Origin of the sequence: Micromonospora sp. L32 (assembly GCF_052068055.1) — a bacterium.
Classification (GTDB): domain Bacteria; phylum Actinomycetota; class Actinomycetes; order Mycobacteriales; family Micromonosporaceae; genus Micromonospora; species Micromonospora purpureochromogenes.
In genome coordinates this window covers 162,964-186,802 of record NZ_JBQHDD010000002.1, presented here as the reverse complement: position 1 = coordinate 186,802, position 23,839 = coordinate 162,964, and the positions used below count along the sequence as shown (strand labels likewise).

The following is a 23,839-nucleotide window of genomic DNA, read 5'->3' as shown; positions in this document are numbered from 1 at the left end:
TTGCTGGGCTGGTCGGACCGAATGTCCGATTGTCGGGAGAGCGATTCCCACGACGGCGGGGTACCGTTTCGAGCGCGACGCCCGCCAATCGGCGTCGATCCGGTGCAACTTTTCGGCTGCGTCCGCCCGTCCCTTGAGTTGTGGGCGTGACGACGAATGGAGAAGCTCGTGGGTAAGGCCGGCAAGGGCGGCGGCAAGCCGTCCATGTGGTCGGGCGTGCCGCGGTGGGCCAGGACGTGCACCATTTTCGGCGCCGTGCTCATGCTGCTCAGCGGCGTGGTGCTGGTCGGCTACGAGGCGCTGCTGGCCCGGTACGAGGGCGCCGTCGGCAAGGCCGACCTCTTCGGCGACCAGGCGGCCGGGGCGCAGGAGCGCAAGAGCGACGTCAAGGGCCCGCTCAACATCCTGCTGGTCGGCACCGACCCCCGCAAGCCGGAGGACCGGCCGCTGGCCGACTCGATCATGGTGCTGCACGTGCCGGAGTCGATGGACCGGGCGTACCTGTTCTCCCTGCCCCGCGACCTGTACGTCGACATCCCGCAGTTCGACAAGGCCGGCTACTCCGGCGGCGCCGGGAAGCTCAACGGCGCGATGTCGCACGGCAGCGTCGTGCAGGGGCAGAACCCGAGCGCCCCGCAGGGCTTCGAGCTGCTCGCCAAGACCGTGCAGAACGTGACCGGCATCGAGCGGTTCGACGCCGGCGCGATCATCAACTTCACCGGCTTCCAGAAGATCGTCGACGCGATGGGCGGCGTCGACATGTACATCGAGCGGGACGTGCGGTCCGAGCACCGCGAGCCCGACGGTACGCACCGCAAGGGCAACCCGAACGGCCCCGGTTACATCGGGCCGCAGGCGGAGTACAAGAAGGGCAACCAGCACCTGAGCGGCTGGCAGGCGCTGGACTACGTGCGGCAGCGCTACCCCAAGAACGGCGTCCCGGACGGCGACTACGGCCGCCAGCGCCACCAGCAGCAGTTCATCAAGGCGATGGTCAAGCAGGCGTTCAGCGCCGACGTGGTGACCAACCCGATCAAGCTGGACCGGGTGATCCGGGCCGCGGGCCAGTCGCTGACCTTCAACGGCCGGGGCAACAGCGTGGTCGACTTCGCCGTCGCCCTCAAGGGTGTGCGCCCGGAGAACGTCGAGCTGATCAAGCTGCCGGGGGAGGGGCTCGGCACCGGCAGCGCGTACCGGGGCGAGCGGCTGCTGCCGGCCGCGGACGACTTCTTCACCGCGCTGAAGAACGAGCAGCTCGACGCGTTCCTGCTCGAACACCCGGAGTTCCGCAACCGGAACAAGTGACCTTCGCGCCACCGCCGGGCCGGCCTTTCGCCGGCCCGGCTCCGCGTGTCACGACACCGGGTGGCGTAGGTCTCGCCACCCGCGTTGGGGCGATCCCGGCCGCGGGACTAGACTTTCGACATTCCGCCGCCGCAGCAAGGAGACAGCGTGGCACAGCAGCTTCACGTCGAGCTCGTAGCCGTCGAGGAGAAGGTCTGGTCGGGCGAGGCCGAGATGGTCGTCGCCCGGACTACCGAGGGTGAGCTGGGTGTGCTGCCCGGGCACGCGCCCCTGCTCGGCCAGCTGGCGGAGCCCAGCCAGGTCCGCATCAAGCAGGTCGGCGGCCAGCAGGTCGCGTACGACGTCGCCGGCGGCTTCCTGTCGGTGACCGGTGAGGGCGTCACCGTCCTCGCCGAGAGCGCCTCCCCGGCCACCCCCGCGCGCTGAGCCGACCCGCCGATGGAGATCGTGGAAGGGATCGGAATCGGCTTTGCGGTGGTCGTCGCCGCGATCCTGATCCTCTTCATCCGGCGGGCCCTGGTCACCCGTAGCGGAGGCATCATCCGGCTCGGCGTCCGAGTCACCACGGTGCTCGACGGCCGGGGCTGGTCGCCCGGCTTCGGGCGCTTCGTCGGCGACGAGCTCCGGTGGTACCGGATGTTCAGCTTCGCCCTGCGACCCAAGCGGGTGCTCTCCCGCAAGGAGCTGGTGGTGGAGCGACGGCGCCTGCCGGAGGGGCAGGAGCGTCTCTCGATGCCCGCCGACTGGGTGATCCTCCGGTGTACCAGTCACCACGCTCCGGTCGAGATCGCCATGGCGCGTTCCACCGTCACCGGATTCCTCAGCTGGTTGGAGGCCGCCCCGCCCGGGGCGGCCTCGCCGCGTGTGGCCTCCCAGGACTGGCCCGCGGCCTGACCCGCGCGCACTCCGGGATTTCCAGGGAGCCCACTCGCTCCGGGCGGTCAGGCTTGATCCCTCCGCGAGTGGGCTCCCCGGAAATCCCTCATGTTGACGCGCCGTGCCAGACGCTTCTTACCTTGCACCGTTACCGGGTTCGTCGGAGGCGACCAGCTCGACTTCGTACCCCTGGATGTCGGTGAGGTAGGCGGCGTAGGTGTTCGGGCCGCCGGCGTGCGGGTGGCGGTCCGGGAAGAGCAGCGTCCAGCCGTGCGCGGGCGCGGCCGCGACCAGCCGGTCCACCGCGGCGGGCGGACCGGCGTGGAACGCGAGGTGGTTGAGCCCGGGGGCGAGCCGGTCGTGCGCCCGCCCCGACAGCGCGGGGGACTCCTCCAGCACCAGGTACGTCGGGCCGAGCCGCCAGGACCGGCCGGCGGGCCAGTCCTGGTACGGCGTCCAGCCCAGCTCGCCCAGCAACCAGCCCCAGCTCGCCCGGGCGGCGTCGAGGTCGGGCACCCAGACCTCGACGTGGTGCAGCGCGCCGAGGCTCAGCGCTTACCGCCCGGCACCCATAGCACATCTCCGTCCGGATTTGCCGTTCTTGACAGGATGAACAGCAGGTCGGAGAGGCGGTTGAGATACTTTGCCGGAAGGGAGCTGGTGCGATCCGGGTCGTGCGCGACCAGTGCCCAGGCGGCCCGTTCGGCGCGCCGGGCGACCGTCCGTGCCACGTGCAGCAGCGCCGCGCCAGCGGTGCCGCCGGGGAGGATGAAGGAGTCGAGCTTGCTCAGGCGTGCGTTGTACTCGTCGCACCAGCCCTCGAGGCGCTCCACGTACTCCTCGGTTACCCGCAGCGGCGGGTACGCCGGATCCGGCTCGACCGGAGTGGCCAGATCGGCGCCGACGTCGAACATGTCGTTCTGGATCGACCCCAGCACCGCCCGGAGCTCCTCGTCGAGCTGCCCCAGGGCGAGCGCCACGCCGATCGCGGCGTTGCACTCGTCGACGTCCGCGTACGCGGCGATCCGCGGGTCGGTCTTCGGCACCTGCTCGTTGTTGCTCAGCCTGGTCATGCCGGCGTCGCCGGCCTTGGTGTAGATGCGCGTGAGGTGGACGGCCATGACGCACAGCCTACGGATACCGGACCTGACGATCCCGGCACGGCCGGACCCCGCCCTCGGCTGGCCGAGCGGAACGGGGGCCGGTGACGCCGGCGACCAGGCGGTCAACGACGTCGACGTCATCCGGGTCGGCGGCGACGCCCGGCTGGCCGGCACGGTGCACGTGGTCGGCGCCAAGAACTCCGCGCTCAAGCTGATGGCGGCCGCGCTGCTCGCCCCGGGGCGCAGTGTGATCACCAACGTCCCCCGGATCACCGACATCGCGATCATGGGCGAGGTGCTGCGCCGGCTCGGCTGCGGCGTGCGGTTCGAGGCGGACGATCCGGTCGACCCGATGGTCGCCCGGGGTGGGGCCGCCCGGTCCCGCTCGGTCGTCATCGACGTCCCGGAGCGGCCCGGCGTGGAGGCCGACTACGACCTCGTCCGCCGGCTGCGCGCGTCGATCTGTGTGCTGGGCCCGCTGCTGGCCCGTCGCGGGCACGTCCGGGTGGCCCACCCGGGCGGGGACGCGATCGGCTCCCGGGGGCTGGACATGCACATCTCCGGGCTGACCCGGATGGGCGCGGACATCTCCGGTGAGCACGGCTTCGTCATCGCGTCGGCTCCCGACGGCCTGCACGGCGCGGAGATCGTGCTGGACTTCCCCAGCGTGGGGGCGACCGAGAACCTGGTGATGGCGGCGGTGCTGGCCCGCGGCGTGACGGTGATCGACAACGCGGCCCGGGAGCCGGAGATCGTCGACATCTGCACGATGGCCAACCAGATGGGCGCGCGGATCTCCGGCGCGGGCACCTCCACCCTGCGGATCGTCGGGGTGCCCGAGCTGCACCCGGTGCGGCACGCCACGGTGGGGGACCGGATCGTCGCCGGCACCTGGGCGTTCGGCGCCGCGATGACCCGGGGGGACGTCACCGTCACCGGCGTGGACCCGGCCTACCTGGAGGTCGCGCTGGACAAACTGGTCTCGGCCGGCGCACTGGTGGAGACCCGCGGCGACGCCTTCCGGGTACGCGCCGACGACCGGCCCGCCGCGGTCGACGTGGTCACCCTGCCGTACCCGGGCTTCGCCACCGACCTGCTGCCGATGGCGATCGGCCTCGCCGCGGTGAGTGACGGCGCCTCCCTGATCACCGAGAACATCTTCGACGGCCGGTTCATGTTCGCCAACGAGATGATGCGGCTGGGGGCGGACATCAAGACCGACGGCCACCACGCGGTGGTACGCGGTCGCGACCGCCTCTCCGGCGCCCCGGTACGCGCCACCGACATCCGGGCCGGCGCGGGTCTGATCATCGCGGGGCTCTGCGCCGAGGGGGTCACCGAGGTCTCCCACGTGTACCACGTGGACCGGGGCTATCCGGACTTCGTGGCCGACCTGCGGGCGCTCGGTGTGCGGGTGGAGCGGGGGACCGCGCCGGAGGCCCCGGACCTCACCATCTGATCGGCCCCGCCGCCGCAGCCGGGGCCTTAGCCGTCGTTCAGGCTCGCCGACTGGACTGTCCTGTCATGCCCTCACGGCCCTCGCTGCGCTCGGTGCGTTCGGTCATGACTAGGGTGCTGACAGACAACTCATTCGCAGCGAGGGAGAAGCAGATGGCGGGTCGACTCGCGGTCGTCGGTGCCGGGCTGATGGGTTCGGGCATCGCCCAGGTGGCGGCGCAGGCGGGCTGGCAGGTGACGCTGCGCGACCTGGACGACGCGGCCACCAAGCGGGGCGTCGACGGCATCCGGAAGTCGCTGGAGAAGTTCGCCGAGAAGGGCCGGATCGACGCGTCCGAGGTCGAGGCGACGCTGGGCCGGATCACCCCCACCACCGACCTGGAGGCGGTCGCCGACGCGGACATCGTGGTCGAGGCGGTCTTCGAGCGGTTGGAGATCAAGCACGAGGTGTTCCGCGCGCTGGACAAGATCTGCAAGGCCGACGCGGTGCTGGCCACCAACACCTCGGCCATCCCGGTCACCCAGATCGCGTCGGTGACCGAGCGGCCGGAGGCGGTCGTCGGCACCCACTTCTTCTCGCCGGTGCCGATGATGAAGCTCTGCGAGCTGGTCCGGGGCTACAAGACCAGCGACGAGACGCTGGCGACGGTGAAGGCGTTCGCCGAGGGGATCGGCAAGACGGTCGTCGTGGTCAACCGGGACATCGCCGGTTTCGTCACCACCCGGCTGATCGCGGCGCTGGTCGTCGAGGCGGTCAAGCTGGTCGAGTCCGGCGTGGTGTCGGCCGAGGACCTGGACACCGCCTGCAAGCTCGGTTTCGGCCACGCCATGGGTCCGCTGGCCACCACCGACCTGACCGGCGTGGACGTGCTGCTGCACGCCTCGAAGAACATCTACACCGACACCGCCGACGAGAAGTTCTTCCCGCCGGAGCTGCTCCAGCGCATGGTCACCGCCGGCGACCTGGGCCGCAAGACCGGCAAGGGCTTCTACACGTACTGAGCCGACCTCGACGCCGGGCGCCGGCGGCGCTCAAACCGCCCAGGGCGGGTGGCCGCCGGCGCCTTCGTCCTGCACCAGGCCGTCGCCGCCGGATCGCACCTCGGTACGGCCGGTGAGGTCGCCGGGAGCCTGCTCACGCCGGCGGCGTCGGTATCGCCGTGACGGGTTCGGGTGCGGTCCGTCGCAACCCCGAGGTGAGCGCGACGGTGGCCGCCAGCGAGGCTCCGGCCAGCAGCGCGACGGCCCAGTACGCCGGGACCAGGTCCGCGACCGTGCCGGCGAGCGCGGCGCACACCGCCTGACCGGCCAGCATGCCGTTGTGGTGCAGGCCGAGCACCTGGCCACGGGCCTCGGGTGGCGAGTGGGCGATCAGCCGCTCCTGCAACGGCAGCCCGGCGGCGAAGCCGACCGAGGCGATCAGTGCGACGACCATGGCCAGTGGTAGCGGCGGCGACAGCAGGAAGACCAGATAGGGGACTGCGAGCAGCAACCGCAGCGCGGGAACCCACCGCTCCCGGCGGGCCACGGTCAGGAACCGCCCCACCACCACGTCCCCGATCAGCATGCCGAGGGCGGCAGCGGCGAACAGGAAGCCGGCGCGGTCACCGGCGTACGGGACGAAGAGCGCCTCGCACCCGACGATCAGACCGTTGGGTACCCACAGGTTCAGGAATAGCGAGCGGCGGCCCGGGTCTGCCCAGAGTTCCTTGTTCACCCGCACGGTGCGCGCGATCGTCGTCCGCTCGGTGACCCGAACCGGGCGTTCGGACAGCCCGAACCAGCCCACCGCGGCGGCCACCGCCCGGAGCACCGCGGCGAGCAGGAACACCTGGTACGGGGTCAGCAGGACGAGCAGGGCGCCGGCCAGCCCGAACCCAGCGATCTGCATCACCCCGACGCTCGTGTTCATGGTGGCCCGGGCCAGTACGTAGGCGTTGGCCGGCAGGATGTCGGTGAGCAGCGCCCACCTGGCCCCACCGGTGATCGAGCCGACGTACGCGCTGAAGAAGATGATCGTGAAGCGGGCCCACAGCGGCAGCCCGGGCACGGCCTGCACCACCGCTCCGACGGTGACCAGCACCGCAGCGAGGGTCAGCGCCCGGCGGGGCGGCAGGCTGTCCGCGGCCGACAGCAACGTCAGGCTGCCGAGCACGCCGGCCAGCGGTGCGCCGAACATGCTGAGCGCGGTGAGTAGTGCCGAGCCGGTCGACGCATAGGTCAACGCGCCCAGCGCCAGCGCTGACGTGGTGTGCGCTGCGATCCCGGCGCAGTTGGCGAGGAACAGGTTGCGGAACTCACGGGCCGCGAACAGGTCTGCGTACGTTCTCACGGGCACGATCGTGTGGGCCGCCGAGTGGATCTCCTAGAGTTACGTCTGGAGGCGAAACGTGGGCGTCTGGCAGGTGCCATCGGATCTGCTCGCGCGCAGCCGCTTCGCGGTCTCGCCGATGGTCGACACGGTCGCCGCGCTGCACGCGCTGTATCACCCGCGTACGCCCTGGCAGCGTGCCTGGCGAGAGCGCCACATGGAGGCGTTCCGGCGGATGCTGGCCGCCCGGCCCGTGGCCCGGGCGCTGCTGCCCGCGTCGTTCAACCCCCGGTGGACCGCGGACTTCCTCACCATCGCACCCGCCTCGCCGGAACCGACGTTCCCGGCGGAGCTGGCGGCCGTTGAGCAGTTGTCCGACGAGCAGATCCGAGCCGACCTGCTGGCCACCCGCCCGGCGCCGCTCGCCGCCGAGTTGCTGGCGGACGGTCTCACCGGGCAGGTGGTGGAACTCCTCGACTGGGTCTGGACGCACACCGTCGAGCCGGAGTGGCCGGAGCGGGAACGCCGGCTCCGCGCGGACATCGTGGCCCGCACCGCCGCGTTGAGCACGGGCGGCTGGGCCGGGGTGTTCGCCGACCTCAACCGCAACATGCGCTGGCTGGGCGACGGTCGTCTCCAGATCAACGACTACCCGGAGCCGCCGCTGTCGCTGGACGAGGCCGAGCAACTGGTCTTCGTGCCGGCACACTGCCGTCGCGGCTGGGTGGTGTGGGACGTGCCCACCCGGTTCGGGATGGTCTATCCGGCACGCGGAATCCTGGTGGATCCCACCTCACCGGCACCCGACGGTCTCGCCCGGTTGATCGGCGCGAACCGGGCCAACATCCTGGCCAGGCTTGATGCGCCGCTGAGCACCTCGCAGCTGATGGCGGTGACCGGGCTGTCCCTCGGGACGGTGAGTGACCACCTGCGGGTGCTGCTCGACGCGGGCGCCGTCAGCAAACGGCGGTCCGGGCGCGAGGTGCTCTACTGGCGTACGCCGCTCGGTGCCGCGCTCGTCGCCGGCGGGTGAGCGGGCCGGCCGACCGGCGGTGCCGGAACCCTCCGGCGGATCAGCCGTCGCGCTTGGTGGTCCAGCGGAAGGTGGTCAGGCAGAGCACCAGCCCGATCACGCACCAGGCGGCGAGCACCAGGGCGACCCGGCCCAGCTCGAACGAGCCGGCCGGCTCCTGGGCGCCGAAGCTCTCCGGCAGGAAGACCGAGCGCAGCCCCTGGCACATCCACTTCAGCGGGAAGAGCGCGGCCACCTGCTGCATCCAGGACGGCAGCTCGGTGAAGACGAAGAACACCCCGGAGATGAACTGGAGCACCAGCGCGACCGGGGTGACCACCGCCGAGCCGCTGCGCGCGGTGCGGGCCAGCGACGAGATGGCGATGCCGCAGAGGGTGCAGGCGGTCACGCCCAGCACCGACACCCAACCGAAGGTGAGCCACTTCGCGGCGGTGCCGGGCAGGTCGAGGTCGAACAGCGCCACCGAGACGGCCAGCAGCAGCACGGTCTCCGCGACGCCGATGGCGACCACCATCAGCACCTTCCCGGCGAACCACACCCACTTCGGCATCGGCGTGCCCCGGTAGCGCTTGAGCACTCCCCGATCGCGCTCGATCGGGATCCAGATGCCGAGGTTCTGGAAGCTCACCGTCATCAGGCCGGTGGCGATCATGCCGGTGATGAAGTACTGGGTGTAGCTGACTCCGGGCGCGATCTCGTCGCTGAAGATCGCCGCGAAGATCAGGATCATGATGACCGGGAAGCCCATCGTGAAGACGACGGACTCCCGGCTGCGCAGGAACTGGGTGATCTCCAGCCGGCCCTGCCGCCCGGCGAGGGCCAGCGGCCCCCGCCGCCGGACCGGCCCGGCGGCGGCCGGCGCGGCCGGCTTCATGGTGGCGGTCATGCGTGTCCGATCATGGTGAGGTAGATGTCCTCCAGGGTCGGCCGGGCCACCGTGAGGCCGGGCACCTCGCCGCCGTAGCGCGCGGCCAGCTCCGCCACCAGCGCCGTCGGCGTCGCGCTCTCGACGCTCTCCAGAGTCCCCTCCGGCGTGCGCCAGGAGACCGTCGCCAGGGCCTCCTGCCGATTGCCCAGCCGGTTCGGCGCGGCGACCTCGACCAGCCGGCCGTCCGCGATGACCCCGACCCGGTCGGCCAGCGACTCGGCCTCGTCCAGGTAGTGCGTGGTGAGCAGGATGGTGGTGCCGGCCGCCGCCAGGTCCCGGATCAGCTCCCAGAACTCCCGCCGGGCCTCCGGGTCGAAGCCGGTGGTCGGCTCGTCGAGGAAGAGCAGCTCGGGGCGGCCGATGATGCCCAGCGCCACGTCGAGCCGGCGCTTCTGCCCGCCGGAGAGGGTGTGCGTACGGGCCTTCGCCTTGCCGGCCAGGCCGACCCGCTCGACGACCTTGTCCGGGTCGTCGGCGTCCGGGTAGAAGCCGGAGAAGTGCCGGACCACCTCGGCGACGGTCAGCTCGTCAAACTCGCCGGTGCCCTGGAGCACGATGCCGACCCGGGACCGCCAGTGCGGGTCAGGGTGGGCCGGGTCGCTGCCCAGCACCGAGACCTCGCCGGCGTCGCGCTGCCGGTAGCCCTCGAGGATCTCCACCGTGGTGGTCTTGCCCGCGCCGTTCGGGCCGAGCAGGGCGAACACCTCGCCGCGCCGGACGTCGAGGTCGACCCCCGCCACCGCGACGGTGTCGCCGTACGCCTTGCGCAGTCCCCGTACGGAGATCGCGAGCTCGTCATCCATGACGTCCAGTGTGCGACCTGGGACGCCGTCCCGGCCGGCCGGGGTGTGGTGGTGTCGGCCATGTCGCGTCGGCCGTGCCCGGTGGTCCGCTCCATGGACCTGTGTGGTTTTCCACAGCCCGTTTTACTGAACGGTAACTTAAACTCCGGCCATGGACGAGAAGGCACTCTCCGGCCGGCTGCCCGAGCGCGACCGCCCCTGGGTGATGCGCACGTACGCCGGGCACTCCTCCGCCGCGGCCACCAACGCGCTCTTCCGGCGCAACCTGGCCAAGGGCCAGACCGGTCTGTCGGTCGCCTTCGACCTGCCGACCCAGACCGGGTACGACCCGGACCACGAGCTGGCCGCCGGTGAGGTGGGCCGGGTCGGGGTGCCGGTGGCCCACCTGGGCGACATGCGGGCGCTCTTCGACGGCATCCCGCTCGCCGAGATGAACACCTCGATGACCATCAACGCGCCGGCGATGTGGCTGCTCGCCCTCTACGGCACGGTCGGCGCGGAGCAGGGCGCCGAGCTGTCGCGCTGCGCGGGGACGACGCAGAACGACATCATCAAGGAGTACCTGTCCCGGGGGACGTACATCTTCCCGCCGGCGGCGTCGCTGCGGCTGACCGCCGACATCATCGCGTACACGCTGCGCGAGATGCCGCGCTGGAACCCGACGAACATCTGCTCGTACCACCTGCAGGAGGCCGGCGCGACGCCGGTGCAGGAGGTCGGCTTCGCCCTGGCCACCGCCGTCGCCGTGCTCGACGCGGTCCGCGACTCCGGCCAGGTGCCCGCCGAGCGGATGGGCGACGTGGTGCAGCGGATCTCGTTCTTCGTCAACGCCGGCGTGCGCTTCGTCGAGGAGATCGCCAAGATGCGCGCCTTCGGCGCGCTCTGGGACGAGATCACCCGTGAGCGCTACGGCGTGGAGAACCCGAAGCAGCGCCGCTTCCGCTACGGGGTGCAGGTCAACTCGCTGGGCCTGACCGAGGCGCAGCCGGAGAACAACATCCAGCGCATCGTGCTGGAGATGCTCGGCGTCACCTTCTCCCGGGACGCCCGGGCCCGCGCGGTGCAGCTGCCCGCCTGGAACGAGGCGCTCGGCCTGCCCCGGCCGTGGGACCAGCAGTGGTCGCTGCGGATGCAGCAGGTGCTCGCGTACGAGTCGGACCTGCTGGAGTACCCCGACCTCTTCGAGGGCTCGCACGTGATGACCGCGCTGGTCGACGAGATCGTCACCGGTGCCCGCGTCGAGCTGGAAAAGGTGCTGGAGATGGGCGGCGTGGTGACCGCCGTGGAGAGCGGCTACCTCAAGAGCGCGCTGGTCGCCTCGCTGGCCGACCGGCGCCGCCGGATCGAGTCCGGCGCCGACGTGGTGGTGGGCGTCAACCGGTTCACCGAGACCGAGCCGTCCCCGCTGACCGCCGCCGGCGCGGAGTCCGTCGAGCAGGTCGACCCGGCGGTCGAGGCGGCCGCCACCGCTTCCGTACGCGAATGGCGGGCCGGCCGGGACGACGCGGCGGTCGACGCGGCACTGGCCCGGCTGCGGGCGGACGCCGCGACCACGGCGAACCTGATGCCGGCGACGCTGGAGTGCGTGCGGGCCGGGGTGACCACCGGCGAGTGGGCCGGCGCGCTGCGCCAGGTCTTCGGCGAGTACCGCGCGCCGACCGGGCTGACCGGCGCGGCCGGGGTCGGCGGGGACGCCACCCTCGTCGCGGTCCGCGAACGGGTCGCCGCCACCGCGCAGGAGCTGGGCAGCGGCCGGCTGCGGCTGCTGGTCGGCAAGCCGGGCCTGGACGGGCACTCCAACGGCGCAGAGCAGATCGCGGTACGCGCCCGGGACGCCGGCTTCGAGGTGGTCTACCAGGGCATCCGGCTGACCGCCGGGCAGATCGTCGCCGCCGCCGTCGAGGAGGACGTGGACCTGGTCGGGCTCTCGGTGCTCTCCGGCTCGCACCTCGCGGCCGTGCCGGCGGTGCTGGACGGGCTGCGCGCGGCCGGCCGCGCTGACCTGCCCGTCGTCGTCGGTGGCATCATCCCCGCCGGGGACGCCGAGGCGCTGCGCGCCGCCGGGGTCGCCCGGGTCTTCACCCCGAAGGACTTCGCCCTGACCGGGATCATCGACGAACTGGTCGGCGTGATCCGCCAGGCGAACGGTCTCACCGCCTGACCGCGGCCCACCGCCCGCGCGACCGCCCGGTCGCGCGGGCTCACACGGTCAGCGGCTGGTACGTCACGCAGTCGGCCATGTCCTGGTCCGGGGCGACGGTGATCGCCGGGGCGTGGCACTCCAGCTCCGAGTTGTGCCGGCAGTCCGACCGGCTGCACGCGCCCACCTGCGCGATGATCTGCTCGATCCCGCCCCGCACCGGCATCTCGACGAAGGTGTGGCAGTGGGCGTGGTCGCTGCTGCCGACGGTGATGGCGAAGGCGTGGCAGTCGTTGGTGCGGTTGTAGGCGCAGGACGCGACGGTGCACTCCTGCACCCGGGGCATCTCGATCGATGTGGTCATGACGGCCTTCCTCTCGACTCCTGTGCCGATGGTAGGCATTTGCCCGACTTCGGCGCGGAGTTCGGCGGGACCGTCACCCGCACAGGCGCCAGGCTCCGTCCTCCTTGACCAGCGTCAACACCTGGGTGCTCGCGCCGCCGGTCTCCGTCGTCAGCCGCACGGTGGCGGTGCCCCGGACCCGGCCGTTGGTGTTGTTGACGGTCAGCCCGGCGACGTCGTAGTCGACCAGGCGCGGCTCGGCCTCCCACCGCCGGCCGAACTCGGCCAGCGACGTCCGCTCCCGCTCCTCCCGGCAGAGCAGGCCGTACGCCCGCTGGTGGTCGCCGGTTCGGATGGCGTCCAGGTAGCTCGTGGTGGCCTCCCGGACCGGCCCGACCGCCTCCTTCGCCGCGCCGTAGACGAAGAAGCCGCCGACCGCGCCGCCGAGGCAGCAGAGCGCCAGCACCGCGCCCACCACGATCAGGACGATCCGCAGGGTACGGCGATTGTCGCGCGGGGGCACCGGGATCGGCTGGTACGTCATGGCCGCAGGCTAGGCGGGTCGCGCAAACCCGCCGCCCGCGCTCCGGCTCACCGGCCGAGCACCTCGGAGAGCGGGGCCGGTTCCAGACCTCGCTCGGCCAGCCCGGCCAGGATGCGGGGCAGCGCCTCGTCGGTCATCGCCGCGTTCGCCTCGGTGACGTGCAGGATGATCACCGAACCGGGCCGGACCTGGCTCAGCACCGCCCGGACGATCGGCTGCCAGGCGGTGGCGAACGGATCGCCGCTGACCACGTCACCGTCCACCACGGTCAGTCCGAGCGGGGCCAGCTCGGCCAGCGCCGCCCGGTCGTGGCAGAGGCCGGGGAAGCGGAAGTAGCGGGTCTGCCGGCCGCCGTACCGGCCGATCACCTCGAAGGTCCGCGCCACGTCCCGGGTCATCTCCCGCCGGGGCAGCGGCGTCAGGTGGTAGCAGCGCGGGGTGAACGCGGCGTGCCCGTAGGTGTGGTTGGCCAGCTCGAAGCGCGGGTTGGCGGCCAGCCGGCGGGTCAGCTCCGGGTAGTCCTCGACCCACTTGCCGGTGAGGAAGAAGGTGGCCGGCACCCGCTCCCGTTCCAGCAGCTCGACGATCGCCAGGTTCGCGTACGACGGCGGGTGCGGTCCGCGCAGCTGCCGGCGCATGGTGTCGGTCATGTCGGCGTCGAAGGTGAGCGCGACCTTGCGCCCGGTACGCGGACCATGGTCGACCACCGGCGGCAGGGTGCCCAGTGGCGTCGCACCGGGCAGCCCGGAGTCCTCCCCGGGCTGCCCACCGTTGCCGGGCTGCCCGCTCTGCCCGGGGGCCGGCGGTACGGCGGTCCCGCCCGCCGTGGCCGGTCCGTTGCCGGCCGGCATCTTCAGCACGGCCCGTACCGGGGCCCGGTGGGGCGCGGGACCGACGAGGAGCGCGGCGATGGCGGCCAGGGCGAGGGTGGCGGCGGTGAGCAGGACGCGGGAGTTCTTCGCGAGCACCGGGTGATCATGGCAGTGGGGGCGGTGTCGTGGTGGCCCCCGAACGGCCCCTTCCGCCTGGCGGCCGGTCCGTCGGGGGATCTGCCGCCCGCACCCGCGCCTCGGCCCGGCCACCGGCCGCGCGATGTGCGGCGTGCCCGAGGTGGTCGCACGGCGGGGCTAACCGGGTGTGGTGTCGGCGGGGAAACGCTCGTGCCCCAGCACGGCGAGCAGCCGCAGCTTCTCGTCACCCTCGCTGCGCGGTGGCGCGGTGAGCACGAGCAGCGCCTGGGACCGGTCCTCGGTGAACAGGACCTGGCAGTCCAGCTCGATCGCGCCGAGTTCGGGGTGGATGAGCGTCTTGTGGTCGGCGAAGCGCTGCGCGACCTCGTGCCGTTCCCACAGCTCGGCGAACTCCGGGCTCGCCTTCTGCAGCGCCCGCACCAGCTCACCGGCGCGCGACCGCGGGCCCATCGACCCGTACGCGGCGCGCAGGTTGGCCACCTGGGCGCGGCTCTGCCGGGGGCGGTCGTCCTCCGGGTAGCGCAGCCGCTCGGCGGGGTCGGTGAACCACCGGTAGATCTCGCTGCGGGCGAGGCCCGTGTGGCCCGACCGGTCCCCGAACAGGGCTTCGGCCATCCGGTTCTGCACGAGGACCTCGCCGAGGTTGGACAGGATGAGCGCCGGGGTGTCGTCGAGCCGGTCCAGCACGCGCAGCAGCGCCGGGGCGACGTGCGTCGCCGTCGTCACCCGCGCCGGGGCGTTGTGCCCCGCCACCCGGAACAGGTAGTCGCGCTCACCGGTCGTCAGCCGCAGCGCCCGGGCCAGCGCGGCGAGCATCTGCGGGCTCGGCTGCGGGCCGCGCTGCTGCTCCAGCCGGGTGTAGTAGTCGGTCGACATGGCGGCCAGGGCGGCCACCTCCTCGCGCCGCAGGCCCGGCGCGCGCCGCCGCGCGCCGGCTGCCAGCCCGACGTCCCCGGGCTGCAGCGCCTCCCGGCGGCGGCGGAGGAAGTCGGCCAGGGCTGCACGGTCCATGATCCGAGTATCCGCCTGCCGCCGGGACGAACCAGGGATTGCCGATCCCCCGATGAGCGCTCTCTTCATCCACCCCGGCGGACCGGCGAAGGTGGGTGCATGAACATCTCCGGAAACACCGTCTTCATTCCCGGCTCCACCAGCGGGATCGGCCTCGCCCTCGCCCTCGAACTGCAGGCCAGGGGGAACACCGTCATCGTCGGCGGCCGCCGCACCGATCTGCTGAAGGAGATCGCCGCCGAGCACCGGGGCATCGACACGGTCACGATCGACACGGCGGACCCGGTGAGCATCGCGTCGGCCGCGCGGGAGGTGCTGGCGAGGCACCCGGACCTCAACGTCCTCGTCACCATGGCCGGCATCATGCGCGTCGAGGACTGGCACCAGCCCGAGACGTTCCTCGCCTCCGCCGAGGCCGTGGTGAACACCAACGTGCTCGGCCCGATCCGGCTCATCGCCGCGTTCATCGAGCACCTGCGGGCGCAGCCGGACGCCACGATCATGACAGTCTCGTCGGGCCTCGCGTTCGCGCCGCTCAAGGTCACCCCGAGCTACAACGCGTCGAAGGCCGCGATCCACATGCTCAGCGAGTCGATCCGGCTGCAGCTCGCTGACACGACCGTGAAGGTCGTGGAGCTCGAACCGCCGGCCGTGCGTACCTCGCTGCTGCCCGGGCAGGAGCACAGCGAGTTCGCGGTGCCGCTGGACGAGTTCGTGGCGGAGGTGCTCGGGCTGCTGGAGGCGCAGCCGGAGGCGAAGGAGATCCAGGTCGAGCGGGTCAAGTTCCTCCGGTACGGCGAGGCGCGCGGCGACTACGACCAGGTGGTCGAGACGCTGAACGCCGCCGACCCGCACGGAAAGTAGCGTCGGCGGGGCGTTCCTCTCCCGGTCCTGGCCTTCTCACCGCGACTTCGGTACCTGCCGGTTGAAGCGGGGCCCGAGGGCCGGGACCAGGGCTTCCTCGGTCCTGCGTTGCGCCGGTCGCGCCGGTTTCGGTCGCGCCCGCTCCTGTCGTGCCGATCCGGTCGCGCCAGTCGGGGGATGACACCACCACGAGCGTGATACCTCAGAGGCATCAATATGACGGTGAGGTATCACGCTCATTCGGTGACGGCCGTGCCGACGAGACACGCGCGTGGCGGTTTGGGGACCAGTCGGCGCGACTGTCCGGTTCCGGCACGGCTCGGCGTTGCCTGGATGACCGGCCCCGAGTTGGCATCGGCGTGCCGGATGTCCGATTGCAGGGCGCGCTGGGAGGTGCCAGATGTCCGGTCTGGGATAGCTGGTCCGGGCCGTCCCGTGACCGGGGGCATGCTGGCGGTGGAATGGTGGCCTGGCCGGTGTCGTTACATCACCTGGACGATCGCAGCAGCACCCCCGCCGGCCTGGCCCGATCACGTGGCCGGCCCCGGGATGCGGGCCGCCGGAATGATGGTGGGCCGCCGGTCGTTACACCTGGACCCGGCGCCGTGAGCCCCCCGCTCGCGAAGCCAGCCGGGACGAGACTTTCCCCTGATCTTTTGAGCGCCGTCGTGGTGCTTGCGCCCGCTCGACCCCCGTCGGGCCTGGGTGCCGACCCCCGAATGGAGCCACTCTGATGAACACCACCATTCTGCGTAAGAGCGTTCTCGGTATTGCTGGTCTGGCTTTCGCCGGTGGCGTCTTCGCCGGCCCGGTCACCGAGGCCCACGCCACCCCGGCCGCTGAGGCGAAGTCGGTTGCCGTGGTGCAGGCCGACAAGCCGGGTGTGGACAAGGGCAAGCTGATCCCGCACGGTGTGCAGGGCAAGCAGTCGCGCATCGACCTGGGCAGCGAGCAGACCGAGAACGTGAAGGCGATCATCGCGGCGACGAAGAAGTCGGGTATGGACGAGCGGGCCGCCGTGGTGGCGATCGCGACCGCGCTGCAGGAGTCGAAGTTGGAGAACCTGGGTCACCTGGGTGAGCGCAACGACCACGACTCGCAGGGCCTGTTCCAGCAGCGCCCGTCCTCGGGTTGGGGCACCGTCGAGCAGATCACCGACCCCGAGTACTCGACGATGGCGTTCCTGAAGGGTCTGAAGCAGGTCGACGGCTGGCAGGACATGCCGCTGACCAAGGCCGCGCAGACCGTGCAGGTCTCGGCCTACCCGGACCACTACGCGCAGTGGGAGAAGCAGGCCGCCGACCTGGTCGCCAAGCACTGGAACAACTGACACGTGAACGACACGCTGGCCGGCACCCCCGAGCGGGGTGCCGGCCAGCGGCGTATCCGCCCGGGGATTGGGGGCGTACCCGGGGTCAGACGCGGAAGCCGGCCGCGCGGGCCGCCTGGCGTTCCCGGCGGCGGTCGGAGCGGCGTCGCAGGAACCAGAAGAGGAAGGCCACCAGCCCCAGCAGGAAGGCCAGCACCAGCACCGGCAGGACGATCGCCACCAGGGACATGACCACGCTGGTCGCGTCCTCGGCGGTGCTGGCCACCGGCGCGCCGAAGCCCGCGGTGGTGGCGTTGACGACCGGCCGGGCGGCCGACTTCAGCAGGTGCACGCCGAGCGCGATGACGACGCCGGTCACCACCGGCACCCACTGGTGGGACGAGAAGAAGCTCCCGGGGTCGCTGACCGTCACGGTCTCCGAGCTGGCGCCGGCACCGAAGGCCAGGCCGCCTGCGGTCGGGCGGACGACGGTCTGCACGAGGTCGTTGACGTGGTCGACCACGGGCACCTTGTCGGCGACGACCTCGACGGCGAGCAGCACCGCCAGGATCAGTACGACCCAGCCGTTGCCCAGCCACTGCCAGCCGCTCGGCAGCTCGATCAGGTCGGTGTAACGGGCCAGCAGTCCCATGATGATCAGGGGGATGTAGGCGTTCAGGCCGGCCGATGCGGCCAGGCCGGTACCCGTGAGAACTTCGAACACGAAATCAGCATCGCACCGGCGCGCCAGGTCCGCTCGGTGGCGACGGCCCGGTACTCGGCTACCCTCGTCGGGTGCGGCTGGTGATTGCGAAGTGCTCGGTGGACTATGTCGGACGGCTCTCGGCTCACCTGCCGCTGGCCACGCGGCTGCTGATGGTCAAGGCGGACGGCTCCGTGTCGATCCACGCCGACGACCGGGCGTACAAGCCGCTGAACTGGATGAGCCCGCCCTGCCGGCTCGAGGAGGCCCCGGGCGTCTGGCGGGTGGTCAACAAGGCCGGCGAGGAGCTGCGGATCACCCTGGAGGAGATCTTCCAGGACACCTCGTACGAGCTGGGTGTCGACCCGGGTCTGCGCAAGGACGGCGTCGAGGCGCACCTGCAGGAGCTGCTCGCAGCCAATCCGGAGACCCTCGGCGAGGGCTTCACCCTGGTCCGGCGCGAGTACATGACCGCCATCGGCCCGGTCGACCTGCTCTGCCGGGACGCCAACTCCGGCGCGGTGGCCGTGGAGGTGAAGCGGCGCGGCGAGATCGACGGCGTGGAGCAGCTCACCCGCTACCTGGAGCTGATGAACCGCGACCCGCTGCTCGCCCCGGTCTCCGGCGTCTTCGCCGCGCAGGAGATCAAGCCGCAGGCCCGCGTGCTCGCCACCGACCGGGGGATCCGGTGCGTGGTGGTCGACTACGACAAGCTGCGCGGCATCGAGCGCGACGAGCTGACCCTCTTCTGACCGGCCGCCCGCTCAGCGCCGGCCGTACATCACCTTGGCGGCCTTGACCAGGCGCGCCACGTCGGCGGGGGTCCGCTCGAAGGTCATCGACGGCAGCAGCGACCGGGCCCGCCGTCGGGTGATCGACTTGGCCCGGCCGAACTCGCGCAGCCCGTCCTCGCCGTGGATCCGCCCGAAGCCGGAGTCACCCACGCCGCCGAACGGCAGCGTGGACATGCCGGCGAAGGTGAGCGCCGAGTTGACCGAGGCCATGCCCGAGCGCAGCCGCCGGGCGATCGCCACGGCCCGCTTGCGGCCGAAGACCGAACCCCCCAGGCCGTACGACAGCGCGTTGGCCCGGCGTACGGCCTCGTCGGCGTCGCTCACCCGGCTGATCGTCAGCGTCGGGCCGAAGGTCTCCTCGCGGACGGCGGCCGAGGTCTCGGGGACGTCCACCAGCACCGTCGGGTGCACGTACGGCGGCTGGACCGCGCCCGGCCCGCCGAGCACGGCGCGGCCGCCGGCGGCGACGGCGTCGTCGATGTGCCGCCGGATCACGTCGAGCTGGCTGGGCATGGTGATCGGGCCGATGTCGGCGCCCTCCGCGCCCACGGTCAGCCGGCCGGCGCGGGCGACCACCTTGTCGACGAAGGCGTCGTAGACCGGCTCGACGGCGTAGACCCGCTCGATGCCGATGCAGGTCTGGCCCGCGTTGGTCAGCGCGCCCCAGACGCACGCCTCGGCGGCGGCGTCCAGGTCGGCGTCCGCGTCCACGATCATCGCGTCCTTGCCGCCGGCCTCCAGCAGCACCGGGGTCAGCGACTCGGCGCAGGCGGCCATCACCTTCTTGGCGGTGGCGGTCGAGCCGGTGAAGGCCAGCTTGCCCACGCCCGAGCGGCACAGCGCCGCGCCGACGTCGCCGAGACCGTGCACCGCGGTCAGCACCGGCTGCTCCGGCACCACCTCGGCGAAGGCGTCCACCAGCCACTGCCCCACGGCCGGGGTGTACTCGCTGGGCTTGAGCACGACGGCGTTGCCGGCGGCGAGGGCGTACGCGGTGGAGCCGATCGGGGTGAAGACCGGGTAGTTCCACGGGCCGATCACCCCGACCACCCCGTACGGCTGGTATTCGAGGTGACCGGAGAACTCGGCCAGGATCAGCCGCGAGCGGACCCGACGTGGCCCCAGCACCCGGCGGGCGTTGCGGGCGGCCCAGTCGATGTGCTCGATCGCGGTGAGGATCTCGACGATGGCGTCGGCGACCGGCTTGCCGCCCTCGACGTGGACCAGCTCCGCCAGCTCCTCGATCCGCCGGGCGAGCAGGCCGCGCCAGCGCAGCAGCCGCTCCCGGCGCCCGGTGAAGCCCAGACCGGCCCACCACTCGCCGGCGGCCCGGGCCCGCTCGACCGCGTGGGCGACGTCGTCGGGGGTGGCCACGGGGAAGCGGCCGGCTTCGGCGCCCGTCGCGGGGCTCGTCGAGACCAGCCGATCGCCCTCGATGACCGGGGTGCCGGGGACATGCACAGCCGTCATGGCGGAAGTCTAGACCCGGAGATTACCCACCGGTAGGGGTGACCGGAGGTCCCCGGCACCCCGTCCCGGATCGGCTTGCCGCGCGTCACCCACCGACGGTGGGCGACGTCGACCCGTGCCGCCGCCGCCCGAATCGGTTAGCGGTAGTTGTCCGGCCGGGGTCGCGGAGGTGTCCGCGCGGGGGGTGAGGTGGGCGGGGGGAACTGGCACGCTGACGCGGGGCGACGGTGGGTGGGGAGCTGACTGTCCATGGAGGATCATCCGGAACTGGTGCCGTTGCTGACGGTGGCGGGCGGGGCGATGCGTGGGGCCAGCTTCCGGCTGAGCCCACGGCCGCAGGTGATCGGCCGCGCGCCGACCGCCGACATCGTGGTGACCGACGCGCACCTGAGCCGGCGGCACGCCGAGGTGCGGCTGACCGACGCCGGCGCCGTCCTGGTAGACCTGGGCTCCACCAACGGCACCTGGCTCAACGACCGGCGGATCACCGGCCCGGAGCTGCTCTGCGACGGTGACGTGGTCCGGCTCGGCCGTACCGAACTGCGCTTCTTCGACCCGGGCCTGGCCACCACCGATCCGGTGGGGCTGCGCTTCGCCGGCGGGGGCCCGGTCCGCCGGGACCACCGGCCGACCCTGCCGCTGCCGCTGGCCGCCGCCACCGCGCCGACCGACGCCTGGGCTGCCGGCGGCGAGCCGGTCGGGTCGGCGGCCGGGACCGACGGCGCCACCTGACCTGCCGCCGCGTCGCTGACCTCCGGAGACCGTGCCGCACCCCGGTCGTCGTGCGGGGCGCGGCACATCCGGCCGCGCCGGATCGTGGGCGGCCGGCCCATGGACCGGGGGACGCCGCCGTGGCAGCATGCCGCGGATGGAGATCGAGCAGCGGACCGTGACGGCGAACGGCATCACCCAGCGGGTACGGGTGGCCGGGCCGCCGGACGGCGTGCCGGTGCTGCTGGTGCACGGCAACGGCTCCTCCTCGGCGTTCTGGGAGCCGCTGGTCCGCCGGCTGCCCGCGACGCTCCGGGTCGTCGCGCCCGACCTGCGCGGGTACGGCGACACCGAGACCGCCCCGGTGGACGCGACCCGGGGACTGGCCGACTTCGCCGACGACGTGGCCGCCCTGCTCGACGAGCCGGGTCTCTTCGCCGCCGGCGCGCGTCCGGTGGTGGTCGGGCACTCCCTCGGCGGCGGGGTGGCGATGCGGCTGCTGGTCGACCACCCGGACCGGGTGGCCGCCCTGCTGCTGGAGGCCCCGGTGTCGCCGTACGGCTTCGGTGGCACCCGCGACCTCGACGGCACCCCGACCACGCCGGACTTCGCCGGCACCGGCGCCGGCTCGGTGAACCCGGACTTCGTGGCCAGGCTCGCCGCCGGCGACCGGAGCGCCGACGCCCCGACCAGCCCGCGCAGCGTGCTGCGGACGACCTACGTCGCCGACCCGGCCTCGCTGGGCGAGGACGAGGAGCTGCTGCTGGACAGCCTGCTCTCCACCGCCACCGGCGACGACAACTACCCCGGCACGGCCGGCACCTCGCCGCACTGGCCCGGCACCGCGCCCGGGTCGCGGGGCGTGCTCAACGCGCTCGCCCCGGCCCACTTCCGGCTCGCCGACGAGCTGGTCGCCGTCGAGGTCAAGCCGCCCGTCGCCTGGGTACGCGGCGACGCCGACGTGATCGTCTCGGACACCTCGCTGTTCGACCTGGCGTACCTGGGGTCGCTGGGGATGGTGCCGGGCTGGCCGGGGGAGCAGGCGTGCCCGCCCCAGCCGATGGTCGGGCAGACCCGGGCGGTGCTGGACCGGTACGCCGCGGCCGGCGGCACCTACCGGGAGGTGGTGCTTCCCGGCTGCGGGCACAGCCCGCACGTGGAACGACCGGCCGAGTTCGTGGCCGAGCTGTTGGCGCTGACGGGGGTGCCGGCGACGAACTGACCCGGTGCGTGAAATATCCCACGGCGTCTCGACATCGCAGCGTCGCGTGGCAGACTCCGGCGCATAACCTTAGTCGCCGTTCAAGTCGGCGGGGTGCGGAGCCAGGGGAGGCCGGTCGTGGCGCGCGAGTTCACCAGTGTGGGTGTGGTGGGTCTGGGCACCATGGGTGCCGGCATCGTCGAGGTGTTCGCCCGCAACGGCATCGACGTCGTCGCGGTGGAGATCTCCGCGGCCGCCCTGGAGCGCGGCCGGGTCACCCTCACCGGCTCCACCGACCGGGCCGTCGCCAAGGGCAAGCTCGCCGAGGCCGACCGGGACGCCCTGCTGTCCCGGGTGAACTTCCAGGTCGGGCTGGACGCGCTGCACTCGGTGGACCTGGTGATCGAGGCCGTCCCCGAGCACCTCGACCTGAAGCAGCGGATCTTCGCCGAGCTGGACCGGGTCTGCAAGCCCGAGGCGATCCTGGCCACCAACACCTCGTCGCTGAGCGTCACCGAGATCTCGGTCGCCACCACCCGGCCCAACCAGGTGATCGGCATCCACTTCTTCAACCCCGCCCCGGTGATGAAGCTGGTCGAGGTGGTCCGCACGGTGGTCACCTCCGCCGAGGTGGTCGCCGACGTCGAGGCGCTCTGCGAGCGGCTCGGCAAGGTCGACGTCACCATCAACGACCGGGCCGGCTTCATCGCCAACGCGCTGCTCTTCGGCTACCTCAACCACGCCGTCAGCATGTTCGAGTCGCGGTACGCCACCCGCGAGGACATCGACGCCGCGATGAAGCTCGGCTGCGGCCTGCCGATGGGCCCGCTCGCGCTGATGGACCTGATCGGCCTGGACACCGCGTACGAGATCCTGGACACCATGTACCGGCGGGGCGGTCGCGACCGCCGGCACGCGCCGGTGCCACTGATCAAGCAGATGGTCACCGCGGGTCTGCTCGGCCGCAAGTCCGGCCGGGGCTTCTACACCTACGAGCGGGCGGGCTCCCCGGTGGTCGTACCCGACGAGCAGACGCCCGTGGCGTCGGAGTCGGCACTCGCCGACGGCGCCCGGGGGATCGCCAAGGTCGGCGTGGTCGGCTCCGGGACGATGGCCACCGGCATCATCGAGGTCTTCGCCAAGGCCGGCTACGAGGTCGTCTCGGTCACCCGGGGCGCGGAGAAGTCCGCCAAGGTCTTCGAGTCCGTCAAGACCTCGCTCAACAAGGGCGTGGTGCGCGGCAAGCTGAGCGAGGCCGACCGGGACGCGGCGCTGGGCCGGATCAACTGGTCCGCCACGCTGGAGCACCTGGCCGACGTCGACCTGGTGGTCGAGGCCGTGGTCGAGGAGCTGAGCGTCAAGAAGGCCCTCTTCGCCAGCCTCGACGAGATCTGCAAGCCGGGCGTCGTGCTCGCCACCACCACCTCCTCGCTGCCGGTGATCGACGTGGCGATGGCCACCCAGCGCCCGGCCGACGTGGTGGGGCTGCACTTCTTCAACCCGGCGCCGATCATGCCGCTGATCGAGGTGGTGCAGACCATCCGCACCTCGGCGGAGACCACCACCACCGCGAAGGCGGTCTGCGCGACGCTGGGCAAGACCGGTGTGGTCTGCGGCGACCGCTCTGGGTTCATCGTCAACGCGCTGCTCTTCCCGTACCTGAACGACGCGGTGAAGATGCTGGAGGCCAGCTACTCCACCGCCGACGACATCGACTACGCGATGAAGCTCGGCTGCGGCTACCCGATGGGCCCGTTCGAGCTGCTCGACGTGGTCGGGCTGGACGTGTCGCTGGCCATCCAGCGGGAGCTCTACCTGGAGCTGCGCGAGCCGGGCTTCGCCCCCGCGCCGCTGCTGGAGCACCTGGTCACCGCCGGCTACCTGGGCCGCAAGAGCGGCCGGGGCTTCCGCGACCACACCCGTCGCTGACCGCATCCCCGTGGCCAATGACCTTGGCGAGC

The 23,839-nt window shown here is 72.2% G+C and carries 24 protein-coding genes; 13 read left to right on the top strand and 11 right to left on the bottom strand.

The window, feature by feature from the left end:
- The first annotated feature begins 156 nt into the window (after positions 1–156).
- The 3 genes from ACTMTB_RS05460 (at position 157) to ACTMTB_RS05450 (ending at position 2,199) form a co-directional block, all read left to right on the top strand.
- Positions 157–1,305 carry an LCP family protein gene (locus ACTMTB_RS05460; RefSeq protein ID WP_441142911.1) on the top strand — a complete coding sequence of 383 codons (1,149 nt, stop codon included), beginning with the start codon at positions 157–159 and terminating at the stop codon, positions 1,303–1,305.
- A 147-nt stretch (positions 1,306–1,452) separates the two neighbouring features.
- On the top strand, positions 1,453–1,731 hold the full coding sequence (locus ACTMTB_RS05455; RefSeq protein WP_441142909.1) for a F0F1 ATP synthase subunit epsilon: 279 nt from the start codon (positions 1,453–1,455) through the stop codon (positions 1,729–1,731).
- A gap of 12 nt (positions 1,732–1,743) precedes the next feature.
- A complete protein-coding gene (locus tag ACTMTB_RS05450; RefSeq protein ID WP_154942282.1) occupies positions 1,744–2,199 on the top strand; it encodes a DUF2550 domain-containing protein in 456 nt (151 codons plus the stop codon).
- Between the two features lie 117 nt (positions 2,200–2,316).
- Here the strand turns inward: ACTMTB_RS05450 and ACTMTB_RS05445 are convergent, their stop codons facing one another.
- Together ACTMTB_RS05445 and ACTMTB_RS05440 are read right to left on the bottom strand one after the other, a co-directional pair.
- On the bottom strand, positions 2,317–2,733 hold the full coding sequence (locus tag ACTMTB_RS05445; protein WP_441143984.1) for a VOC family protein: 417 nt from the start codon (positions 2,731–2,733) through the stop codon (positions 2,317–2,319).
- A complete protein-coding gene (locus ACTMTB_RS05440; RefSeq protein WP_350794261.1) occupies positions 2,730–3,302 on the bottom strand; it encodes a cob(I)yrinic acid a,c-diamide adenosyltransferase in 573 nt (190 codons plus the stop codon). Before ACTMTB_RS05440 ends, ACTMTB_RS05445 begins: the two co-directional genes overlap by 4 nt.
- Between ACTMTB_RS05440 and murA the strand changes: the two genes are divergently transcribed.
- Positions 3,301–4,743, top strand: a complete 1,443-nt coding sequence (gene murA / locus ACTMTB_RS05435; RefSeq protein WP_441142906.1) for a UDP-N-acetylglucosamine 1-carboxyvinyltransferase — start codon at positions 3,301–3,303, stop codon at positions 4,741–4,743. The genes ACTMTB_RS05440 and murA overlap by 2 nt on opposite strands.
- A 152-nt stretch (positions 4,744–4,895) precedes the next feature.
- Positions 4,896–5,744 carry a 3-hydroxyacyl-CoA dehydrogenase family protein gene (locus ACTMTB_RS05430; protein WP_210776197.1) on the top strand — a complete coding sequence of 283 codons (849 nt, stop codon included), beginning with the start codon at positions 4,896–4,898 and terminating at the stop codon, positions 5,742–5,744.
- 133 nt (positions 5,745–5,877) lie between these two features.
- Here the strand turns inward: ACTMTB_RS05430 and ACTMTB_RS05425 are convergent, their stop codons facing one another.
- A complete protein-coding gene (locus ACTMTB_RS05425) occupies positions 5,878–7,074 on the bottom strand; it encodes an MFS transporter (protein WP_441142905.1) in 1,197 nt (398 codons plus the stop codon).
- A gap of 58 nt (positions 7,075–7,132) precedes the next feature.
- Here ACTMTB_RS05425 and ACTMTB_RS05420 point away from each other — a divergent pair, with 58 nt between their 5' ends.
- A complete protein-coding gene (locus ACTMTB_RS05420) occupies positions 7,133–8,086 on the top strand; it encodes a helix-turn-helix domain-containing protein (RefSeq protein WP_441142904.1) in 954 nt (317 codons plus the stop codon).
- A gap of 40 nt (positions 8,087–8,126) precedes the next feature.
- On the opposite strand, the gene ACTMTB_RS05415 is transcribed toward ACTMTB_RS05420, so the two are convergent.
- Positions 8,127–8,972, bottom strand: a complete 846-nt coding sequence (locus ACTMTB_RS05415) for an ABC transporter permease (protein WP_441142903.1) — start codon at positions 8,970–8,972, stop codon at positions 8,127–8,129.
- A complete protein-coding gene (locus tag ACTMTB_RS05410; protein WP_441142901.1) occupies positions 8,969–9,817 on the bottom strand; it encodes an ABC transporter ATP-binding protein in 849 nt (282 codons plus the stop codon). Before ACTMTB_RS05410 ends, ACTMTB_RS05415 begins: the two co-directional genes overlap by 4 nt.
- A gap of 151 nt (positions 9,818–9,968) precedes the next feature.
- Here ACTMTB_RS05410 and ACTMTB_RS05405 point away from each other — a divergent pair, with 151 nt between their 5' ends.
- Positions 9,969–11,978 (top strand): protein meaA, encoded by a 2,010-nt coding sequence (locus tag ACTMTB_RS05405; RefSeq protein ID WP_441142899.1) that lies wholly within the window; start codon positions 9,969–9,971, stop codon positions 11,976–11,978.
- A gap of 40 nt (positions 11,979–12,018) precedes the next feature.
- Here ACTMTB_RS05405 and ACTMTB_RS05400 read toward each other — a convergent pair whose 3' ends face one another.
- The 4 genes from ACTMTB_RS05400 to ACTMTB_RS05385 all read right to left on the bottom strand — a co-directional run bounded on the left by ACTMTB_RS05400 (position 12,019) and on the right by ACTMTB_RS05385 (position 14,826).
- The gene (locus tag ACTMTB_RS05400) at positions 12,019–12,321 is read right to left on the bottom strand and encodes a DUF1540 domain-containing protein (protein WP_441142897.1); all 303 of its coding nucleotides are present in this window, start codon (positions 12,319–12,321) and stop codon (positions 12,019–12,021) included.
- Positions 12,322–12,394: 73 nt separating this feature from the next.
- On the bottom strand, positions 12,395–12,844 hold the full coding sequence (locus tag ACTMTB_RS05395; RefSeq protein ID WP_441142895.1) for an Rv0361 family membrane protein: 450 nt from the start codon (positions 12,842–12,844) through the stop codon (positions 12,395–12,397).
- A gap of 47 nt (positions 12,845–12,891) precedes the next feature.
- The gene (locus ACTMTB_RS05390) at positions 12,892–13,812 is read right to left on the bottom strand and encodes a polysaccharide deacetylase family protein (RefSeq protein ID WP_441142894.1); all 921 of its coding nucleotides are present in this window, start codon (positions 13,810–13,812) and stop codon (positions 12,892–12,894) included.
- Positions 13,813–13,971: 159 nt separating this feature from the next.
- Entirely contained in the window at positions 13,972–14,826 is an 855-nt protein-coding gene (locus ACTMTB_RS05385) for a helix-turn-helix transcriptional regulator (protein ID WP_441142892.1), read from the bottom strand.
- A gap of 99 nt (positions 14,827–14,925) precedes the next feature.
- On the opposite strand from ACTMTB_RS05385, the gene ACTMTB_RS05380 reads away from it, so the two are divergent.
- Positions 14,926–15,690 carry an SDR family oxidoreductase gene (locus ACTMTB_RS05380; protein WP_441142891.1) on the top strand — a complete coding sequence of 255 codons (765 nt, stop codon included), beginning with the start codon at positions 14,926–14,928 and terminating at the stop codon, positions 15,688–15,690.
- A gap of 733 nt (positions 15,691–16,423) precedes the next feature.
- Positions 16,424–17,020 (top strand): hypothetical protein, encoded by a 597-nt coding sequence (locus tag ACTMTB_RS05375; RefSeq protein ID WP_441142890.1) that lies wholly within the window; start codon positions 16,424–16,426, stop codon positions 17,018–17,020.
- Positions 17,021–17,105: 85 nt separating this feature from the next.
- On the opposite strand, the gene ACTMTB_RS05370 is transcribed toward ACTMTB_RS05375, so the two are convergent.
- Positions 17,106–17,723, bottom strand: a complete 618-nt coding sequence (locus ACTMTB_RS05370) for a DUF4126 domain-containing protein (RefSeq protein WP_179805899.1) — start codon at positions 17,721–17,723, stop codon at positions 17,106–17,108.
- A gap of 71 nt (positions 17,724–17,794) precedes the next feature.
- Between ACTMTB_RS05370 and nucS the strand changes: the two genes are divergently transcribed.
- Positions 17,795–18,454 carry an endonuclease NucS gene (gene nucS, locus ACTMTB_RS05365; RefSeq protein ID WP_088964445.1) on the top strand — a complete coding sequence of 220 codons (660 nt, stop codon included), beginning with the start codon at positions 17,795–17,797 and terminating at the stop codon, positions 18,452–18,454.
- Positions 18,455–18,466: 12 nt separating this feature from the next.
- Here nucS and ACTMTB_RS05360 read toward each other — a convergent pair whose 3' ends face one another.
- Positions 18,467–19,966, bottom strand: a complete 1,500-nt coding sequence (locus ACTMTB_RS05360) for an aldehyde dehydrogenase family protein (protein WP_441142889.1) — start codon at positions 19,964–19,966, stop codon at positions 18,467–18,469.
- 249 nt (positions 19,967–20,215) lie between these two features.
- On the opposite strand from ACTMTB_RS05360, the gene ACTMTB_RS05355 reads away from it, so the two are divergent.
- The 3 genes from ACTMTB_RS05355 (at position 20,216) to ACTMTB_RS05345 (ending at position 23,807) form a co-directional block, all read left to right on the top strand.
- A complete protein-coding gene (locus tag ACTMTB_RS05355) occupies positions 20,216–20,698 on the top strand; it encodes an FHA domain-containing protein (RefSeq protein WP_441142888.1) in 483 nt (160 codons plus the stop codon).
- 136 nt (positions 20,699–20,834) lie between these two features.
- The gene (locus ACTMTB_RS05350) at positions 20,835–21,899 is read left to right on the top strand and encodes an alpha/beta hydrolase (RefSeq protein WP_441142886.1); all 1,065 of its coding nucleotides are present in this window, start codon (positions 20,835–20,837) and stop codon (positions 21,897–21,899) included.
- Between the two features lie 117 nt (positions 21,900–22,016).
- Complete coding sequence (locus ACTMTB_RS05345; RefSeq protein ID WP_441142885.1) at positions 22,017–23,807, top strand: 3-hydroxyacyl-CoA dehydrogenase family protein; 1,791 nt, start codon at positions 22,017–22,019, stop codon at positions 23,805–23,807.
- Positions 23,808–23,839: the final 32 nt, after the last annotated feature.

Excerpts from the sequence above, each read along its gene's own strand:
- ACTMTB_RS05460 (WP_441142911.1), top strand. The coding sequence starts at position 157 with ATGGAGAAGCTCGTGGGTAAGGCCGGCAAGGGCGGCGGCAAGCCGTCC.
- ACTMTB_RS05355 (WP_441142888.1), top strand. The coding sequence starts at position 20,216 with ATGGAGGATCATCCGGAACTGGTGCCGTTGCTGACGGTGGCGGGCGGG.
- ACTMTB_RS05430 (WP_210776197.1), top strand. The coding sequence starts at position 4,896 with ATGGCGGGTCGACTCGCGGTCGTCGGTGCCGGGCTGATGGGTTCGGGC.
- ACTMTB_RS05440 (WP_350794261.1), bottom strand. The coding sequence starts at position 3,302 with ATGGCCGTCCACCTCACGCGCATCTACACCAAGGCCGGCGACGCCGGC.
- ACTMTB_RS05395 (WP_441142895.1), bottom strand. The coding sequence starts at position 12,844 with ATGACGTACCAGCCGATCCCGGTGCCCCCGCGCGACAATCGCCGTACC.
- murA (WP_441142906.1), top strand. The coding sequence starts at position 3,301 with ATGACGCACAGCCTACGGATACCGGACCTGACGATCCCGGCACGGCCG.
- ACTMTB_RS05350 (WP_441142886.1), top strand. The coding sequence starts at position 20,835 with ATGGAGATCGAGCAGCGGACCGTGACGGCGAACGGCATCACCCAGCGG.
- ACTMTB_RS05385 (WP_441142892.1), bottom strand. The coding sequence starts at position 14,826 with ATGGACCGTGCAGCCCTGGCCGACTTCCTCCGCCGCCGCCGGGAGGCG.
- ACTMTB_RS05450 (WP_154942282.1), top strand. The coding sequence starts at position 1,744 with ATGGAGATCGTGGAAGGGATCGGAATCGGCTTTGCGGTGGTCGTCGCC.
- ACTMTB_RS05410 (WP_441142901.1), bottom strand. The coding sequence starts at position 9,817 with ATGGATGACGAGCTCGCGATCTCCGTACGGGGACTGCGCAAGGCGTAC.
- ACTMTB_RS05405 (WP_441142899.1), top strand. The coding sequence starts at position 9,969 with ATGGACGAGAAGGCACTCTCCGGCCGGCTGCCCGAGCGCGACCGCCCC.
- ACTMTB_RS05375 (WP_441142890.1), top strand. The coding sequence starts at position 16,424 with ATGAACACCACCATTCTGCGTAAGAGCGTTCTCGGTATTGCTGGTCTG.
- ACTMTB_RS05415 (WP_441142903.1), bottom strand. The coding sequence starts at position 8,972 with ATGACCGCCACCATGAAGCCGGCCGCGCCGGCCGCCGCCGGGCCGGTC.
- ACTMTB_RS05380 (WP_441142891.1), top strand. The coding sequence starts at position 14,926 with ATGAACATCTCCGGAAACACCGTCTTCATTCCCGGCTCCACCAGCGGG.
- ACTMTB_RS05360 (WP_441142889.1), bottom strand. The coding sequence starts at position 19,966 with ATGACGGCTGTGCATGTCCCCGGCACCCCGGTCATCGAGGGCGATCGG.
- ACTMTB_RS05400 (WP_441142897.1), bottom strand. The coding sequence starts at position 12,321 with ATGACCACATCGATCGAGATGCCCCGGGTGCAGGAGTGCACCGTCGCG.